We start from the raw sequence: 17,815 nt of genomic DNA, 5'->3' as shown, positions 1-17,815 counted from the left end.
ACAAAAGGTTGCTACGTATAAATCACATGAGAAAAAGCTGATACTTATAAGTTTTTTAGTAGCTGGAATAATGTTTCTTTCGATAATTGGGAGAATTTTTAGTACCTAGGAGATGAAATAAAATGAATGATTCAGCTGTAATGTGGAGTCGGGCCTTAACAGAGTTAACATTGTCATTCCATATCGTTTACGCAACAATCGGCGTCGGTATACCTTTAATGATCATGATTGCTCAATGGGTTGGATTGAAAAATAATGACGAACACTATTTATTACTCGCAAGAAGATGGGCAAGAGGATTTGTGATTACTGTGGCAATCGGAGTTGTCACTGGTACTGCGATTGGATTGCAGCTATCGCTACTATGGCCAAACTTTATGGAATTGGCTGGTCAGGTAATCGCATTACCATTGTTTATGGAAACGTTCGCGTTCTTTGTTGAAGCAATTTTCTTAGGGCTTTATTTATATACATGGGATCGATTCAAAAATCCAAAGAGACATCTTTTATTATTGATCCCGGTAGCTATTGGTGCATCTATGTCGGCTGTTTTTATTACGATTGTGAATGCATTTATGAACGCACCACAGGGCTTTGACCTTGTAGATGGAGAGCTTGTAAATATTCAACCGGTATTGGCTATGTTAAATCCCGCAATGCCAACGAAGGTAGCGCATGTATTAGTAACATCTTATATGACAGCAGCATTTTTATTAGCTTCTATTGCAGCTTATCGTATGCTGCGAGGATCGAAGCATGAGTATCATAAAAAAGCCTTACATCTTTTATTGAAACTTGGACTAGTATTTTCGCTAGCGGCACTCGTTGTAGGTGACTTTTCAGGGAAGTATTTAGCTGAATATCAACCAGAAAAATTAGCTGCTGCTGAATGGCATTTTGAAACAAAAGAGGATGCTTCACTTGTGCTATTCGGCGTGCTGGATGGTGAAGAAGTGAAATACGCCATTAAAGTACCATACGCACTAAGTGTATTGGCGCATAATAATCCTTTTGCTGAAGTAAAAGGTTTAGATCAATTTTCAAACGATGAACAGCCACCACTTTATATCCATTATTTGTTTGACATCATGGTAGTAATCGGAACTTTATTAATAGTCGTAGCAGTTAGTTATGTGCTAGGTAAGTGGCGGGGATGGAAGTTTATTTCTTCAAAAAGCTTTAAGAGAATAGTAGTAGCAAGTGGTCCATTATCGCTTATTGCTGTAGAGGCAGGCTGGTGGTTTGCGGAAGTAGGACGCCAGCCATGGATACTTCGTGGTTATATGAAAACAACGGAAGCTGCCACAACAAGTGGCCAAGTCGATACTATGCTAATACTATTTGCAGGGCTGTACATTGTATTAGGGATAGGAAGTATCGTCGTACTTATTCGTATGTTCCGTAACAATCCGATTGAACTTGAAATTGAAGAACATAAACAAGTGGAAGGAAGTGCAGGGCAATGAGCTTAGAGATATTAGGAATATCAGTACTATGGTTATTTCTTTTCGGCTATGTCATTGTTGCGTCCATAGACTTTGGAGCGGGCTTCTTTAGTGCTTATAGTGTCTTGATTGGTAAAGACCAAATACTAGCCAATATTATTAAGCGCTATTTATCTCCGGTATGGGAAATTACCAATGTCTTTCTTGTATTTTTCTTTGTTGGAATGGTAGGTTTCTTTCCTCAAACAGCTTATTATTACGGCACAATTTTGCTAGTACCAGTCAGTATCTCATTAATATTGGTAGCAATTAGAGGGAGTTATTATGCATTTGAATCCTACAGTGAAAAAGGTGGACACATTGGTTATACAATGATGTACGGAATTACTGGTTTATTTATACCTGCATCCCTTTCTATTGTGTTAACGATATCTGAGGGAGGGTTCGTGAAAATTGTAAATAAAGAACCACATTTGCAAATTGCTAAACTTTTCACGAATCCGTTAACTTGGTCTATTGTGTTATTAAGTATAGTGGCAGTTTTGTATATTTCGGCTGTTTTTTTAACATGGTATGGGAAAAGAGCGCGAGATGAACATGCTTCAGATTTAATGAGAAAATATGCGCTCGGTTGGTCTTTGCCGCTCGTAATAAGTGTAATAGGGATTATGGTGGAGTTAAAGGGACATGTGCCTGAGCATTATGAAAATATGTTAAATCTATGGTGGCTTTTCGCCATTTCGGGTGTGCTATTTCTTATAACATTAATTCTTTTATGTAAAAAGAAAAACTATGGTATAGCCGTCTTTTTAATGGTCGCTCAGTTTGGCTTTGCATTTTTCGGCTATGGTATTTCACATTATCCGTATTTACTGTATCCGTATTTGTCGGTCTATGATAGCTTTACAAGTGAAACAATGGCGATAGCATTAGTGATAGCGTTTGTTGGAGGGTTAGTTCTACTCATACCTTCACTATATTTAGTAATGAAATGGTTTGTGTTTGATCGTGATTATGCTTGCGGTAAACATGATCATCATGCATAGGGGGAACTATGATGAATCAATTTATTATTTTGTATGCACCTTTTCTTGTAGTAGCTATTAGCATTGGGATTGGCTTTTGGGTAGGGCCGAAAGATCGTCAAGTTAAGTAATAAATGCATTCATCACTGTAATGTGTGTTCTGACTGGGCGCTTTCCCAGGGGCGTCGGGACAATAGATGTTTTTGCGCGAAAGCGAAGCGACAGCAGCAACGGTTTTGTCTATGCGAAAGCGAAGCACAGCAACAACGGTTTTGTCTGTGCGAAAGCGAAGCGACAGCAGCAACGGTTTTGTCTGTGCGAAAGCGAAGCGACAGCAACAACGGTTTTGTCTGTGCGAAAGCGAAGCGACAGCAACAACAGATGTTGGTCACGAAGGTGTTATCACAGGAAGTGATGCTTTTAGCCTTCGTACTTCTATCGCTAATCCCCAAAGAATCGCCCAGCCTCCACTCCAATCAACTTACAGGTTTATCAAATGCGCATAATAAATGAATAGGATAAAAGCCTGATAAAAGGAGCTAAAATGGAAAGTCATGAGTGTTTGACTTTCTATATAGCTCCTTTTGTTTATGTGGTTATTTTACTTGATGCAGCGCTCTGATGGTCGTTCAATTTTTACATAGCGCCACAAGCTATTAGCGATGTCACGTGCCTCTTCTGCGTGTTCGGTCCCAACGAATGCTTTACGGAAAGGTGTAAGAAGTGATTCAATGATAAAGAGTTTTGGTTTCTCGCGCTGTAGTTCCTCTAATAAGAATTCTACGTACTCTAACCCTTCCACTGTTTCATTCTTAGATAACCCTTTTTTAAAGCCTGTTAATTGCTCGATGACTATTTCTTTATTAACTGGTCTATAGTTCACGACGTTTTGTATCGTGTTGATCATTTCCGTACTAATGAGGATCTCTTTTGATTCAAGCATAACGGGTATAATTACGCTAATATTGCGTAATGCTACACGTACAATGGCTTCGCGATTTATATATTTATAGTCAGCAATTAAGACTGCACGCAATGTGAGGTTAATCATACCAAGTGTCTGCACAGCACATTCATAGCTAATTGGGCTAATTTCTTCTCCAAAGACTTGTACAAGTCGGTTAGCAAGCCACTCCAGTTCTTGTAAATGATAGTTTAAAATAATTTTTTTCAGTTCATTATCACGAGAATGGAAAACCGATTCAAAAATTTGAATTAAATTATGTTCTCGATTGACATACATGAGTACTGCAACTTGCTGTGTTAATACTTCTAAATCAGTAGGATCTTTGCCGTAAAGAAGCTCGTGTCGGCGATTACTTGCCTCCTCGCGTCCTTCATCTAATATGGCGATTAAGCATTCATTTTTAGAAGATAAATGATTATAAAATGTGCCCTTTGAGATTTTGGCCTCACTAATGATGTCGTTAATCGAAGTATCCACGAAACCCTTTTCAATAAATAGGGCACGAGCAGCAGTAATAATTTGTCTTTTTCTTTTGTTCATAACCTCACCTTTTTAAAAATATTATACTCTTATTCTATATCAAAAACGCCTATATATCAATGTTTTTAAAATTTATAATCTTAATTGTTGAAAAAAGTAGACTGCGAGTATAAAATAAGTTTTATCGAAAAAAACAAGAAAGAATTGAGGGATATAAATGAATAGTGGTCAAACACTACAAAAGCCACCCTATGGTATGATTGGTATTTTATTTGTGGGTGCTTTTGTTGCTTTTCTAAATAACACATTGTTAAATGTTGCATTACCAACAATCATGAAAGATTTTGGTATAACGTATTCAAAGGTACAATGGTTAGCAACAGGTTATATGCTTGTAAGTGGTATTTTAGTACCTGCTTCAGCATTCTTTGTAACACGCTTTAAAAATAGACATCTATTTATTGCAGCGATGTCAGTCTTTACAATCGGTACAATTATGGCTGGCTTTGCACCTAACTTTGGTATGTTACTGGCAGGTCGTATGGTGCAAGCAGCGGGTGCTTCAAGTATGTCACCACTTTTAATGAATGTAATGTTAATTAGCTTCCCAAAAGAAAAACGTGGGGCGGCAATGGGGATCTTTGGTTTAGTCATGATTACAGCACCGGCGATCGGTCCAACATTATCAGGATATATTGTTGAGCATCATGATTGGCGTATGCTATTCCAAATGATTATTCCGTTTGCTGTAATTAGTTTATTGTTTGGCATTTGGAAATTAGAAAACGTGATGGAGACACGTAAAATTCATTTAGATTTCCTTTCAGTACTATTATCAACGGTTGCATTCGGTGGTATTCTATATGGTTTCAGTACTGCAGGGGATAAGGGTTGGTCGAGTCCTTGGGTATATGGCACAATTTCAGCTGGTCTTCTTGCTTTAATCATCTTCATATTTAAACAACTACGTATGGATCAGCCTTTACTAGAATTACGTATTTATAAATACCCAATGTTTGCGTTAGGGTCAGCTATCTCGGTTATCGTGTCAATGGCTATGTTCTCTGGGATGATTTTAACTCCTGCTTATGTACAATCGATTCGTGGAATTGATCCATTTAAAGCGGGCTTAATGATGCTTCCTGGAGCAGTTGTAATGGGGATTATGTCGCCGATTACTGGGAAGCTTTTTGATAAATTTGGACCGCGTATACTAGCGATTATCGGTTTAACGATTACAACAATTGCGACATTCGGTTTAACAAAGTTAGAAATAGATTCAAGCTATACATTTATTGTGTCCTTGTACACAATTCGTATGTTTGGTTTGTCAATGGTTATGATGCCGATTATGACAAACGGTTTAAACCAATTACCACTAACGATGAACCCGCATGGTACAGCTATTAATAATACTGTACAGCAAGTGGCAGGGGCAATTGGTAGTGCCGTGATGGTAACGTTCATGAATAACCGTACAAAAGCAACAGCCGAAGATTTAATTGCAGAAGCAAAAGCCAATGCAGCGCAATCAGGTGTTGCGATGACACCTGAGCAAATGCATCAAATGCAGGATCAGATTAAGCAAACTGCTTTATTAGATGGTATTACACACTCATTCTTAATAGCAGCTTGTGTTACAGTCCTTGCGCTAGTGCTTGCGTTCTTCCTAAAACGCGTAAAAATTGAAAGCCCAGCCGCTTCTATGGATTTGAAAAAACCAACTAAATAATTATGTTTTTAGGCCTGTTAGTAGAATTTTTCTTCTAACAGGTTTTTTGATAAAAAATGTGGCAATTTGGGCGATAAATCGTGATTAGGTATCGAGAAATAAAAAAAGTTAGGCGATAAATTTTTTTATTAGTATTATACGAACAATCGAGGGGAAGTTTAAATAGACTAAATACTATTGAAAATCAAATGTTTTACAGTGGCAATTTAAAAATTTGAAATCAAAAATATTGTATTTTTTAATAGTGGAGACAAAAAGAAAACTTAAATACGATGCATTGTTAACAAAATCAATGAATTTTGAAAAGATTGTCGAAATTGTGATTTAGCGCATTGAAATAATGTGCAAACAGACTTATAATGGAGTTTATAATGTCACCAAGACAAGATAAGGATGGAATTATGATGCACTTTTTGCAAAATAAAGTTAACATTGTAATAACAAGTTATACGGATTGCTATCCAGCTCTTGGGACTGGTGATTTGTAAGATATACGCGCTGTAACGACTGTTAAGAAGTGCCTTAATGGTCTTTTTTACATGGAAGCAATAAAATTAAAATAGTAAAAGTGATGGCAAAGGAGAGTTCAAAATGTCAGAAACGAAAAACCAAACACAGTCTGAACAATTAACTGTGAGTCAAGAACAACTGGATGTGCTAGATCAATTATTAAAGCCTGAGGTTCAGGAATCACTTACAACTTTAGTTGAACAATTACCTAAGTTAACTGAAATGATGACGTTATTAACAAAATCATATGAGTTTGCTCAAGCTGTTGCAACTGACGAAGTACTTAAAAATGATACTGTTGGTGCGGTAACAGAAATGGCTGGCCCAGTAGTAGGCTCAGCTAAAAACCTTGCAGCTACTGCAATTGAAGCGAAAGACCGTGCTTCTGAAAGCCAAGAAGTAATTGGTTTATTCGGTCTTATGAAAATGTTAAAAGACCCGCAAGTTCAAGGTGTTTTCCGTTTTGTTAATGCTTTCTTACAAGTAAGCGCTGAACGTAAAGCTAAATAAGACTCGACTCGAGATACATTCAATTCGTAAGGACGGAGGATTAATTAATCATGTCAAAAGAAATCGTCATCTTAGGTGCTGGTTACGCTGGCGTTTTAACTGCATTAACAGCACGCAAGTATCTATCGGCTGATGAAGCTAAAATTACTGTAGTAAACCAATTCCCAACACACCAAATCATCACTGAACTTCACCGTTTAGCTGGTGGTACTATTGCTGAGGGTGCTGTTGCTTTACCACTTAAAAAAATCTTTAAAGGTTTAGATATCGATTTACAAATCGCTAAAGTTACAAAATTCAATGTAGACAGTAAAAAAGTGGACCTAGATAGTGGTTATACTTTAAACTACGATACTTTAGTAGTATCTTTAGGTAGCCAAACTGGATTCTTCGGTATCCCTGGATTAGAAGAAAACTCTATGGTACTTAAATCAGTGAACGAAGCAAATAAAATTAACAAACACATCGAAGATCGTATTAAAGCATATGCACAAACAAAAGACGAAGCAGATGCAACAATCGTTATCGGTGGTGGCGGTTTAACAGGTGTAGAGCTTGTTGGTGAAATCGTGGACAACTTCCCGAAAATCGCAGCAAAACACGGTGTTAACTTTGCTGATCTTAAAATTAAACTTGTTGAAGCTGGTCCAAAAATCTTACCAGTACTTCCGGATGCACTTATCCAACGTGCAACTGAAAGCTTAACAAAACGTGGCGTTGAATTCATTACAGGTACTCCTGTAACAGGCGTTGATGGTAATGTTATCTCTCTTAAAGATCGCGAACCAATCGTTGCTAATACACTTATTTGGACAGGTGGGGTAGCTCCACTTCCAATCGTAGGCGAGTCTGGCCTTGCTGCTGACCGCGGTAAAGCTACGATTAACGAATTCTTACAATCTACATCTCACGACGATGTATTCGTCATCGGTGACGCATCTGTTGCATTACCAGCTGATGGCGGGCGTCCGCTATATGCACCAACTGCTCAAGTTGCATGGCAAATGGGTGAGTGCGCTGGTTACAACTTATTCGCACAATACAAAAACCAAGAGATGAAGCCTTTCTCTGCAATTAACTCTGGTACACTTGCAAGCTTAGGTCGTAAAGACGCAGTTGCGACTATCGGTGCTAGCAACACAGAACTTAAAGGTCTTCCTGCAACACTTATGAAAGAAGCGTCTAACATTCGCTATCTTACACATATTAAAGCGCTATTCGGCTTAGCGTATTAATATTTTATGAGGCTGAGACATGACTAATAAGCTCTTTGCGAAAGCCGAATTCTTTCAAATAAATTAAGCAATATATTTAGAAAACCCGAACAATGGCAAAACACCGTATGAGTGTCTTGCAGATTTGTTCGGGTTTTACTTTAGCTAAAATACTTTGTTTTATTTTAGGGTAGCTAGAGCGAAAAATCAGAGCGATGGAAAAAAGAGTTAAAGCGACGGAGAGAATAGCCAGAGTGGCGGAATGAAGAGTCGAGTGGCGGACAGAAAAGTCGAAGTGATGGAAAGACCAGTCAAAGCGACGGAAGAAGAGCTGAAGTGACGGAGAGAATCGTCAAAGTCGTGGATAGAACAGCCAAAATAGTGGATAGAGCGTCCAAAGTCGTGGATAGAACAGCCAAAATCATGGATAGCCCCGAGCGACGGAAAGAAGACCCGAAATATGGATAGAATCGTCAAAGTCGTGGATAGAACAGCCAAAATCGTGGATAGCCCCGGCAAAGCGGTCGGAAAGAACAGCTAGAGTGACGGAAAGAAGAGCCGAAGATGGATAGAACAGCCAAAATCGTGGATAGAGTGGCCAAAGTCGTGGATGGCCCCGACAGAAATGCCAAAGAGACGTCAAAAGCTAGATTTTATAGGAATATTTCTGAATTCGATGACTAGAGAAGGTTTAATGCTAAAGCAATAGCAAATAGTAGCACCTTCTATTAAAGAGATGCTTGTATGAGATTCCGTTGTATTGTTCTTTTATCATTTTTATTTTCATGGAAATACCTCCTATTTATTCCTTTTTATTTTATAATCTAACTATAACAAGGAGGGGGAAATTTATGCAGGCTGTGATTATTAATGAGTTTGGCACTTCTGATGTTTTAAAGTATGTGGAATGTCCAAAGCCCACTATTTCAGCAGGGGAAATATTAATACGTACGACGTATACGAGTGTGAATTTTGCTGATATTAAAAATAGAAAAGGTAATAAAGCAAAAGCAAATTTCCCAATGATACTCGGTTTAGATGTAGCTGGTGTAGTTGAGGAGGTTTTTGCTAAAAGTAGCGCTTTTAAAGTTGGGGATGTGGTTCTTGCATTCCCGAAAAATGGAGCCTATGCAGAATATGTGGTGGCGAATGAGCAGCTAGTCTTTAAAGTTCCGAATGATGTTTCTTTGGAAAAGGCAGCCGCTGTGCCAACGGTTTTGTTTCTATCCTATCTTTTGGCACATCAAATCGCTCCAATTAGCTCAGATGATAGCGTATTAATTCATGCTGCATCTGGTGGGGCAGGGACGATGCTGATTCAAATGGCGAAAAAGCTAGGCGCCAAGAAGATTATTGGCACTGTTGGTGATATGAGGAAAGCGACTATTGCCCTTGAACTAGGTGCACATCATGTACTGACATACGATAATTTTAGTGCGAAAGTGAATGAATATACGGATGGTCATGGTGTTAACATTATTTTTGACTCCATTGCCGGGAATATTACGGAAGAGAGTTTTAACTGTTTAGCCCCGTATGGTACGCTAGTGCAATTTGGCAATAGCGGTGGTAAAGCCGGGAATATAAAAACATCTGACTTGCATAGTAGCTGCCGCAATGTGAAAGGGTTTAGTTTAGGAACGACTCGAGCTTCCAAGCCTGAAGTGTTACAACAAGTTGCACAGGAGATGTTTGCGCTGTTGAAGGATGAAAGTTTCCAAGTACCAATTGCTAATATTTTTGCATTAGAAGACATGCAGAAAGCGCATGATTTGATGGAAAGTCGTCAGCATCAAGGAAAGATTTTAATTAAAATATAGATGAATGACCTCTGTATAGTGATCAACACGCTATACAGAGGTTACTTTTGTTTTAGATCCTATAGCTTGAAAAAAGTATTGTTGTGAGTGGATGCTCAAAATCAAACCCACCCATTAATAGAATGAAAGCAAACTAGTAAAAACCTTATTAGGAATCACCACTTTATTTGTAGGTATAATTCTAACTTTCATTTTTCGACAACAAACAGGAATTTCCTTTAAACAATTGTTAAAATGAGGTATTATTATATAGGTTTTTGTCTTTCTCTACCTTATTTTGAAATCGTTATTTGTTTTAGGTTAACTTTTTAGTATAATATAATATTTGACCTCTTTAAATACATAATGAATATAACAATGGTATTTATTTCATTTAGATTTTACGAGTGTATCAATGTTAAAGTGTTATATGGCTAATTTAAGTGATGTAAATATAATATTAAAACATTAAATTTGATAGGCTCTTCACTAAATATTTGTTAAACGTATGTCGTGTTTTAGGTTGATTGTAGGGCCTTTGGAAATGCGTCAAAGATGAGATCCCTGGAGCGCAAGTGAACGTCTTCAGGTAAGCGTCTAGTCGGAACGGAAATGTTGTGGTGAGGAGTCTTAAATTTTGAATATAAAGGAATGGCTATTAGGGGAGTGGTGCAATGCTTTTTAATTCCTTTGAATTTATTTTCTTGTTTTTACCTATAACATTTATTATCTATTTTTTATTAAATCGTTTTAGAAACCAGCAATATGCGATCTATTGGTTGGTACTGAGCTCTTTGATTTTTTACGGCTATTTTAAGTTAACTTATTTAGCAATCATCACAATCTCAATAGTTGTGAACTTTGCTTTAAGTCGGGTAATTAGTAGTACCAATAGTCGTTGGAGAAAAACGTATATGATAATTGGAGTCATCTTCAATATTATAATTCTCTGCTACTATAAATATACCGATTTCTTTATTGGTAATATAAATAGTTTATTTGGTACAAATTTTGCACTGTTGCACTTATTGCTACCATTAGGACTTAGTTTTATTACATTCCAACAAATTGCTTTTATTGTTGATAGTTATCGTGATGGAACAGCTCATTATAAATTTAGCCATTATGCGCTGTTCATTTTGTTTTTCCCGCAGTTAATTGCAGGACCAATTGTTCAGCATGATGAAATGCTTCCGCAGTATGATACTAAGGGAAATCGTAAAATTATTTATGAACATGTTGCACGAGGTTTATTTATTTTTGCAATTGGTTTAGTCAAGAAGGTTGTAATTGCTGATACGGTGGGCATATGGGCGAATGAAGGCTTTGCCAATTATAGTAACTTAAGTTTTATAGAAGCTTGGATTACCTCATTATCGTATACAGTGCAACTTTATTATGATTTTAGTGGATATTCTGATATGGCGATCGGTTTAGCATTATTATTTAATATTAAACTGCCAGTAAATTTCTACTCTCCTTATAAAGCACGTAATATTCAGGAGTTTTGGAAAAAGTGGCATATGACGTTGAACCGGTTTTTAACTACATATGTCTATTTTCCATTAGGGGGTAGTCGTAAAGGGGCATTTAGAACCTATATAAATATATTAATTATTTTCTTCATCAGTGGATTTTGGCATGGTGCAGGATGGAATTTTGTTTTATGGGGACTGATGCATGGCTTTGCGTCTGTAGTTGTGAGACTTTTTAGTAAAACACGTATTAAGCTTCCGTATTTACTTTCATGGTTTATGACTTTCCAATTTGTTAATATCGCTTGGATATATTTCCGTGCAACAAGTATTGAGCAAGCGAATACTATTATAGCCAAAATGTTTACGCCAAACATGACAGCTATAACTAATTTCTTTACGGAGCCGCACACGAATTTTGCGCAAGCGGGCGCTTTTAATATTTTGGGACTATCATTCAGTGATCCAATAGTGATTGTTGTAGGACTCTTAATCACACTTGTTATTGCATTTACGGCATTAAATTCTATTCAATTAATGGATAAGATGAAATTTAATTGGGGAGCAATCATTTATACGCAATTTATGATTGCACTAGTGCTAGTATCGATTTATTATATGCAAAAAAATAGTATATTCTTATATTTTAATTTCTAAATAAAGGTGTGAATGAACTTGGATCCGAAAAAATGGTTAGTAAAATTATTTGCCACATCTTTCATAGTAATAGGATTACCTGTTTTCGGAATTATGGGTTTCAATTATTATATTGACCCTCTTTGGAATTACACACATGCGAATGACTTTAACGACTATCAGCTTGGCTTTGATGAAAGACAATTAAAAACAAATTATATCAATAGCCATGATTTTAACTATGATAGTTTGTTAATGGGAACGAGCAGGATTACGTATCTTGATGAGAGGGCTTTTACAAAAGAAAATGTTTATAACTATTCATTGAGCGGACTGCATATTACAGAATATTTGCCTTACATGAAATATGCTGAAAAGAAAAATGGTAAGCCGTTTAAGAGAATTTTTATTGAGTTATATTTTGATTCGGCGAATGCTGGCAAACCTAGTACATCGAATCCGCCGCAAACTTATATCGAGACGTCGGAGGCACCTTTTTATGCAATAAAGTCCTTATTTTCAGCAAGCACGATGCATTATGCTCTTTTTAATTATGATATTTCAAAAGCAAATCATTACGATGGTGCGCGCAGTTACACACGTCATAATATTGCTCAAACTACGTATCCAAATGATGATATGGAGCAAGGGTGGCAAAAATTCCAGAAGAATTTTAAAGCAGAGACAGCTAAGCCTTTTATGTACGATACCGACTATCGAACAAGGCTTCAAGCTATAAAAGATGCATTCCCGAATACAGAACTAGTAGTCTTTACAGAATTAATGCCTGCCAAACGGCTTCAGACAATTTTGCATAATGAAAATCGTTACGAGGCTTATAGTAGATGGATGAATGATATGGTAGATGTTTTTGGTACCGTGTACAGCTTCCATGGTGTGAATGAAGTAACGGTGAATGAGAACGACTTTTTCGACTGGTTGCATTACTACCCAAACGTTGGTAATTTAATCATTGAAGCTTTAGAGAACAGGGAAAAACGATCAACTATTATGCAGACTGTAAATAAAGGGAATCTTGATGAGTACCTTAAAAATGTAGTGGTAGATATTAATATTGACTAAATGATGAAAAGATGACGCTGATATGTACTGTCAGGGTCATCTTTTTTTATCTATAAAAAGGTTTATGGGGATTACCAAACTGTTGCAAGTAATGCAATGCTTTCGTTAATTTGCTCAACGGTTAGCCCACCATAACCCATAATGACCATAGCATGTTTAGAGCCTTGCTGATAGGAGGTTGAGCATGGATAGACTTTAATTCCTACCTCCTGTGCGAGCCTAATGGCATTATGCTCAGATAGCCTTTTTGGTAACTTCATAACGATGTGTAGCCCAGATTTTTCACCAATTACTTCGAATTCCTCAGAAAAATGGGTGTTAATAGCTGCTAGTAACGTCTGTTGCTTTTTACGATAAATAGTACGCATTTTGGCTAAATGCTTATCAAATAAGCCTTGAGCAATAAAATCGGCTAATACAAGCTGATCTATTTTTGAGACAACAGATTTTTGCTCCTGATTAAAAAGCATAAATTCTTCGACTAACGATTTAGGCAAAATCATATAACTAATACGGAGCGATGGGATAAGTGTTTTAGAAAAGGTTCCGAAATAAATAACACGTTGCAGCTGATCCATCTTTGCTAAAGAGGGAATAGGGAGCCCCTTATAACGAAATTCCGAGTCATAATCATCCTCAATAATATATGCCTTCGCAGAATTAGCCCATTGTAGAAGTTCTGCACGCCGTTCAACCGGCATGACCATCCCGAGCGGAAACTGGTGTGCGGGTGTTGTGTATAACATGTGGATGGATGCTTTCGGTATTGATACCCCTAAGTTATCAACAGGAATAGCATGAGTTATTAATCCACATTGTTGCAATGTTGCACGTACTCTTTTAAAGCCAGGCTCCTCTAAGCCAACGTGTGCTTTTTGGCCAAAAAAGTGACAGAGAGCCTGAAGCTGATTTTGTGTACCACTATAAACGAACACCTGTGATGCTTCACAAGTAACTCCTCTTGATCGTTCAACATAGCGAGCGATTTCCGTCCGTAATATAGCTTCTCCTGGCCAAGGACTTGTTGTTAAATTATCCACATTAAAGTGCTTTTTCAACAGCTTATGCCAGATCGAAAATGGAAAAGCTCCCTTATCCACATGTCCGTTATTAAAATCAAATTTTATAGTATATGTAGTTGGTGTTATAGCTGTGGATAAGTGCTGATTTTGCTGCTGTTCCCATTCAAATTCAAAGGGCGCTATAAAATAACCAGAGCGTTCCTTACTATAGATATAGCCTTCAGCTAGTAATTGTTCATAAGCCTCCTTAATCGTATGGACACTAACATCAAGCGTTTTAGCAAGTGTTCGTTTAGATGGCAATTGCTCATGGGCCAGTAGTTTCTTGCTTAAAATTGTTTGTTTTAATTCCTCGTAGATTTGCACGTATTTCGATGCATCTCCAGTAAATGAGATCGATAACTCCAAAATATTGCACCTCCTGGTACGGTGTATTTTTCAAAAATTGGTTCTATCTATCATATCAAAAATGCCGTTAAATAGGTAAAAAGGAGTGAAGCAACATGGATTTTAAAGCATTAGAAAATGAGGTAGTATTACTGAAGCCATTAGAACAACAGGACACGCAAGGGTTATTGGAGGCAGCTAGTTATCCAGAGATATGGCCCCACATGTCCACAACAATTGAGAAAATGCTCGATGTGAATAACTTTGTGGACAAGGCATTAAAAACAAAACGTGAAAAAACTGAGTTTCCATTTGTAATTGTGGATAAAAAATCTGGACAAATCATTGGTTCGACTCGGTTTATGGACATTGATGAAACGCATAAACGACTTGAAATAGGTACTACATGGATAACACCTGCTTTTTGGCGTACGGCCATTAATACGAATTGCAAATATTTATTATTACAATACTGCTTTGAGGTACTCAACTTACAGCGTGTTCAAATTAAAACAGACCACGAAAATTTACGTTCTCAAAAGGCGATTGAACGTTTAGGGGCAACAAAGGAGGGGGTCTTACGTAATCATATGGTGCGGAAGGATGGTACGATTCGTCATACAGTGATGTACAGCATTACTTTACAAGAATGGCCACAAGTGAAAAAACATTTGCAGCAGTTGCTAGTTGATACTACAGAGAAATTGGGGTAAAAAGAATGGTCAACCCTGTAACGCTAAAGACAAGTAGTTGTACAAAAGGATTGATTTCATCCTTACTAGTTTAAATGTTGTACCTCTTTTTTTATAGGTACAGCATTAGTTAAAGTTCGGTAGTAGAGATTATCAGACCTTTTATTAGTTCGTATATTGATAGTACGTTTATTGACTATTTTTCTGGACTTTGCTACAATCCAATTGTCAATATATTGACTTTATGGAGGGTACGATATGGAAAAAGAACGAGATGAAATGTATTTGGATATTATGTTAGACGTTTTTCGTGCATCTAGTTTACTTAGAAGAATTGGAGGCGGATTGGCACAACAAGTTGGTTTAAAAAGTGCACAACAATGGATGATTTTGGGGACCATTCTGCGCGAGGAAGAAGTAACCCTAAAAGAACTTCGCTTAGATACGTTAGTTACGAAACAAACAATTACTGGGCTTGTTGAACGTTTACAAAATGGGGAGTATCTCGAGACATTTCCAGACGCTGAAGATCGACGGATTACTAGAGCAAGATTGACTTCAAAAGGAAAGGGTACTATGAGACAAATCAAACCATTATGTGAAGAAAGTAACCGAAATTCATTTTCAGTTTTAACCGACGAGGAATTAGAAAGTTTATCCAGCACCTTAAGCAAACTTGTTCAACATTTAAACCATGAGGAATAATTAAGGAGGGTATTAATGAATAGAAAGACGAATACAAGAAATGTTACGGTGGCCATTTTCATTGCCACTTTTTTATCTGCAATTGAGGGTACTATCGTAGGAACCGCGATGCCGAAAATGGTAGGTGATTTAGGTGGATTAGAAATGATGAGCTGGGTTGTTTCGGCCTATCTAATGACCCTATTAATCACTACCCCAATATACGGAAAGCTAGCGGATTTATTCGGTCGCAAAATGATGTTTAATATAGGAATAACAATATTTTTAATCGGGTCTATTTTATGTGGCTTATCCGAAAACATGTTACAGCTTATTATTTTTCGAGCACTTCAAGGCATGGGAGCCGGTGCTTTATCCAGTATAACCTTTACGATCATCGGAGATATTTATCCCTTTGAGCAACGAGCAAAAGTACAAGGTTGGCTCAGTAGTGTATGGGGAATCGCAGGAATTGTCGGTCCTTTAGTTGGAGGGATTTTAGTTGACTATGTTTCTTGGCGATGGGTATTTTATTTAAACATTCCATTTGGGATAGTTTCTATGTTTTTATTGTTTATTTCTCTGCATGAAACATTTGAAAAGAAAAAACGATATATTGATTATAGCGGAATTATTACTTTTACCATTGCAATTATCTCTTTATTGTACATATTAAATCGGCCATGGGAATCAATGCTTACTCTACTAACCTTATCTGTAAGTGTTATATGCTTCATTCTTTTTATTATAATTGAACGTAAATCCCCAGAGCCCCTTATTCCATTACAACTTTTTTTGATTCGTCCCATTACAGTAGCTAACTTAGCTATTTTCTTATTAGGCTCAGTGTTTATTGTTATTTCATTCCACATTCCTTTATGGATTCAAGGCGTTTATGGTGGTGGAGCAACCGAATCAGGATTAGTTATGATACCAATCTCAATAATGTGGCCTTTATGCTCCATTATAGCTGGCAGGCTTATCTCTAAAAAGTCTTTTAGATTTATTACTTTGTTGGGTTCGATTATTATTTTTATCGGTTGTTTAGGATTGTCATCAGCTTCAATTGAAACGCCTGTATGGTTATTTATGATTTATACAGCGTTCATTGGTGCAGGAATGGGATTCGCTACCACAACATATACAGTAGTGGTTCAGTCTGAAGTTGATTGGAAATTAAGAGGAATATCAGTTGCATCTTTTCGATTTATGCAGAGTTTAGGTCAAACAATCGGAATTGCAGTATTTACAGCTATCTCTATGACACAAGCAACAAAATATCTAAGTAAACAGCAAGATACATCACATATAGATGTTAGTCAGATATTCAATAATAACCATGATACTTCACTTTCAAACTCAAATTTACAAAGCATAAAAGAAGCCATTGCGTTTGGATTACATAAGGAATTTTTGATTTTATCAGTAATTATCATAATTACTTGTTTCGTAGCAACACGAATAACACAATCGAAATCTTCTTTAGAAAAATGAAATTAACAACGGATTAAACTTTTCATTAAATTGAGCTCTATTTTATCAAGACTTCAAACTAACCTACATCCTTACATATATTTTCTCAGCACAAAAAAGTAAACCGCCCCAAGCATACGGGCAGTTTAAACTCTTGATGTACTAAGCGCCTTTGAAGCGATTTGACTTGTTACGGTTCAGTCAGAACGCACATCTTTTAACGTATTTTTATAAGATGATTTGTCAAATTAAGTGCAACAGTTGCTCATCAAATGCCTCGTTTGCAGTTTTCCAACCAAGACATTTTCTTGGTCGGTTGTTGATATAGTTTAATGCTTCTGTTAGTTCTTTTGGTGATACTTCATCGAAATTTGTTTGCTTAGGGAAGAATTCGCGAAGTAATCCATTTCCATTTTCGTTACTTCCGCGTTGCCAAGAAGAATAGGCGTCCGCAAAATAAACATCAATTTTTAAGTCTTTTTCTAACACTTTATAGCAGCTAAATTCTTTACCTCTGTCTGTTGTGGCTGTTTTTATAGTGCCTTTTGGTAATTTAGTATGAAGAAGACGTACTGCTCTTTCCATTGATTGGGCTGAGCGATCTGGTATCAAAAAGCCAACATACCACCGTGTCATTCGCTCAATAAATGTTGCTACACAACCTTTTGCTTTCCCACGTCC

The 17,815-nt window shown here is 36.9% G+C and carries 15 protein-coding genes; 12 read left to right on the top strand and 3 right to left on the bottom strand.

The window, feature by feature from the left end; genetic code table 11:
* Positions 1-122 precede the first annotated feature (122 nt).
* Genes C7Y47_RS21290 through cydS form a run of 3 tightly spaced genes read left to right on the top strand, consistent with a single transcriptional unit; the run spans position 123 to position 2,601 of the window.
* Positions 123-1,466 (top strand): cytochrome ubiquinol oxidase subunit I, encoded by a 1,344-nt coding sequence (locus C7Y47_RS21290; RefSeq protein WP_142510579.1) that lies wholly within the window; start codon positions 123-125, stop codon positions 1,464-1,466.
* Complete coding sequence (locus C7Y47_RS21285; RefSeq protein ID WP_142510578.1) at positions 1,463-2,491, top strand: cytochrome d ubiquinol oxidase subunit II; 1,029 nt, start codon at positions 1,463-1,465, stop codon at positions 2,489-2,491. The genes C7Y47_RS21290 and C7Y47_RS21285 overlap by 4 nt, the downstream gene beginning before the upstream one ends.
* 11 nt (positions 2,492-2,502) lie before the next feature.
* Positions 2,503-2,601 (top strand): cytochrome bd oxidase small subunit CydS, encoded by a 99-nt coding sequence (gene cydS / locus C7Y47_RS26325; protein WP_400941765.1) that lies wholly within the window; start codon positions 2,503-2,505, stop codon positions 2,599-2,601.
* Positions 2,602-3,071: 470 nt separating this feature from the next.
* Here cydS and C7Y47_RS21280 read toward each other — a convergent pair whose 3' ends face one another.
* Complete coding sequence (locus C7Y47_RS21280; RefSeq protein ID WP_142510577.1) at positions 3,072-3,977, bottom strand: TetR/AcrR family transcriptional regulator; 906 nt, start codon at positions 3,975-3,977, stop codon at positions 3,072-3,074.
* 157 nt (positions 3,978-4,134) lie between these two features.
* Between C7Y47_RS21280 and C7Y47_RS21275 the strand changes: the two genes are divergently transcribed.
* The 6 genes from C7Y47_RS21275 (at position 4,135) to C7Y47_RS21250 (ending at position 12,876) form a co-directional block, all read left to right on the top strand.
* Complete coding sequence (locus C7Y47_RS21275) at positions 4,135-5,649, top strand: DHA2 family efflux MFS transporter permease subunit (protein WP_142510576.1); 1,515 nt, start codon at positions 4,135-4,137, stop codon at positions 5,647-5,649.
* A gap of 591 nt (positions 5,650-6,240) precedes the next feature.
* The gene (locus C7Y47_RS21270) at positions 6,241-6,669 is read left to right on the top strand and encodes a DUF1641 domain-containing protein (protein WP_049667242.1); all 429 of its coding nucleotides are present in this window, start codon (positions 6,241-6,243) and stop codon (positions 6,667-6,669) included.
* 50 nt (positions 6,670-6,719) lie between these two features.
* Positions 6,720-7,904 carry an NAD(P)/FAD-dependent oxidoreductase gene (locus tag C7Y47_RS21265; RefSeq protein ID WP_142510575.1) on the top strand — a complete coding sequence of 395 codons (1,185 nt, stop codon included), beginning with the start codon at positions 6,720-6,722 and terminating at the stop codon, positions 7,902-7,904.
* 830 nt (positions 7,905-8,734) lie between these two features.
* The gene (locus tag C7Y47_RS21260) at positions 8,735-9,703 is read left to right on the top strand and encodes a quinone oxidoreductase family protein (RefSeq protein WP_142510574.1); all 969 of its coding nucleotides are present in this window, start codon (positions 8,735-8,737) and stop codon (positions 9,701-9,703) included.
* A 653-nt stretch (positions 9,704-10,356) separates the two neighbouring features.
* Positions 10,357-11,814, top strand: coding sequence for an MBOAT family O-acyltransferase (locus C7Y47_RS21255; protein ID WP_142510573.1), 1,458 nt, complete (start codon positions 10,357-10,359; stop codon positions 11,812-11,814).
* Between the two features lie 18 nt (positions 11,815-11,832).
* A complete protein-coding gene (locus tag C7Y47_RS21250) occupies positions 11,833-12,876 on the top strand; it encodes a hypothetical protein (protein ID WP_142510572.1) in 1,044 nt (347 codons plus the stop codon).
* Positions 12,877-12,947: 71 nt separating this feature from the next.
* Here the strand turns inward: C7Y47_RS21250 and C7Y47_RS21245 are convergent, their stop codons facing one another.
* Positions 12,948-14,306 (bottom strand): PLP-dependent aminotransferase family protein, encoded by a 1,359-nt coding sequence (locus C7Y47_RS21245; protein ID WP_142510571.1) that lies wholly within the window; start codon positions 14,304-14,306, stop codon positions 12,948-12,950.
* A gap of 95 nt (positions 14,307-14,401) precedes the next feature.
* Here C7Y47_RS21245 and C7Y47_RS21240 point away from each other — a divergent pair, with 95 nt between their 5' ends.
* From C7Y47_RS21240 to C7Y47_RS21230, 3 genes are all read left to right on the top strand, one after another.
* On the top strand, positions 14,402-14,998 hold the full coding sequence (locus C7Y47_RS21240) for a GNAT family N-acetyltransferase (protein ID WP_142510570.1): 597 nt from the start codon (positions 14,402-14,404) through the stop codon (positions 14,996-14,998).
* Between the two features lie 237 nt (positions 14,999-15,235).
* Positions 15,236-15,682 carry a MarR family winged helix-turn-helix transcriptional regulator gene (locus C7Y47_RS21235; protein ID WP_142510569.1) on the top strand — a complete coding sequence of 149 codons (447 nt, stop codon included), beginning with the start codon at positions 15,236-15,238 and terminating at the stop codon, positions 15,680-15,682.
* 15 nt (positions 15,683-15,697) lie between these two features.
* Positions 15,698-17,155, top strand: coding sequence for an MDR family MFS transporter (locus tag C7Y47_RS21230; protein WP_142510568.1), 1,458 nt, complete (start codon positions 15,698-15,700; stop codon positions 17,153-17,155).
* A gap of 222 nt (positions 17,156-17,377) precedes the next feature.
* On the opposite strand, the gene C7Y47_RS21225 is transcribed toward C7Y47_RS21230, so the two are convergent.
* Positions 17,378-17,815: IS30 family transposase (locus tag C7Y47_RS21225; RefSeq protein WP_142510567.1), on the bottom strand; the 438-nt coding region annotated here is incomplete at its 5' end.

Source organism: Lysinibacillus sphaericus (assembly GCF_006864135.1).
In the GTDB taxonomy this organism is placed as follows: domain Bacteria; phylum Bacillota; class Bacilli; order Bacillales_A; family Planococcaceae; genus Lysinibacillus.
Note: the sequence above shows the minus strand (reverse complement) of the source record. Positions and strands in the feature narration are given on the sequence as shown.

Coding starts and splice junctions, on each gene's coding strand:
- C7Y47_RS21290 (WP_142510579.1), top strand. CDS start 123: ATGAATGATTCAGCTGTAATGTGGAGTCGGGCCTTAACAGAGTTAACA.
- C7Y47_RS21285 (WP_142510578.1), top strand. CDS start 1,463: ATGAGCTTAGAGATATTAGGAATATCAGTACTATGGTTATTTCTTTTC.
- cydS (WP_400941765.1), top strand. CDS start 2,503: ATGAATCAATTTATTATTTTGTATGCACCTTTTCTTGTAGTAGCTATT.
- C7Y47_RS21280 (WP_142510577.1), bottom strand. CDS start 3,977: ATGAACAAAAGAAAAAGACAAATTATTACTGCTGCTCGTGCCCTATTT.
- C7Y47_RS21275 (WP_142510576.1), top strand. CDS start 4,135: ATGAATAGTGGTCAAACACTACAAAAGCCACCCTATGGTATGATTGGT.
- C7Y47_RS21270 (WP_049667242.1), top strand. CDS start 6,241: ATGTCAGAAACGAAAAACCAAACACAGTCTGAACAATTAACTGTGAGT.
- C7Y47_RS21265 (WP_142510575.1), top strand. CDS start 6,720: ATGTCAAAAGAAATCGTCATCTTAGGTGCTGGTTACGCTGGCGTTTTA.
- C7Y47_RS21260 (WP_142510574.1), top strand. CDS start 8,735: ATGCAGGCTGTGATTATTAATGAGTTTGGCACTTCTGATGTTTTAAAG.
- C7Y47_RS21255 (WP_142510573.1), top strand. CDS start 10,357: ATGCTTTTTAATTCCTTTGAATTTATTTTCTTGTTTTTACCTATAACA.
- C7Y47_RS21240 (WP_142510570.1), top strand. CDS start 14,402: ATGGATTTTAAAGCATTAGAAAATGAGGTAGTATTACTGAAGCCATTA.
- C7Y47_RS21235 (WP_142510569.1), top strand. CDS start 15,236: ATGGAAAAAGAACGAGATGAAATGTATTTGGATATTATGTTAGACGTT.
- C7Y47_RS21230 (WP_142510568.1), top strand. CDS start 15,698: ATGAATAGAAAGACGAATACAAGAAATGTTACGGTGGCCATTTTCATT.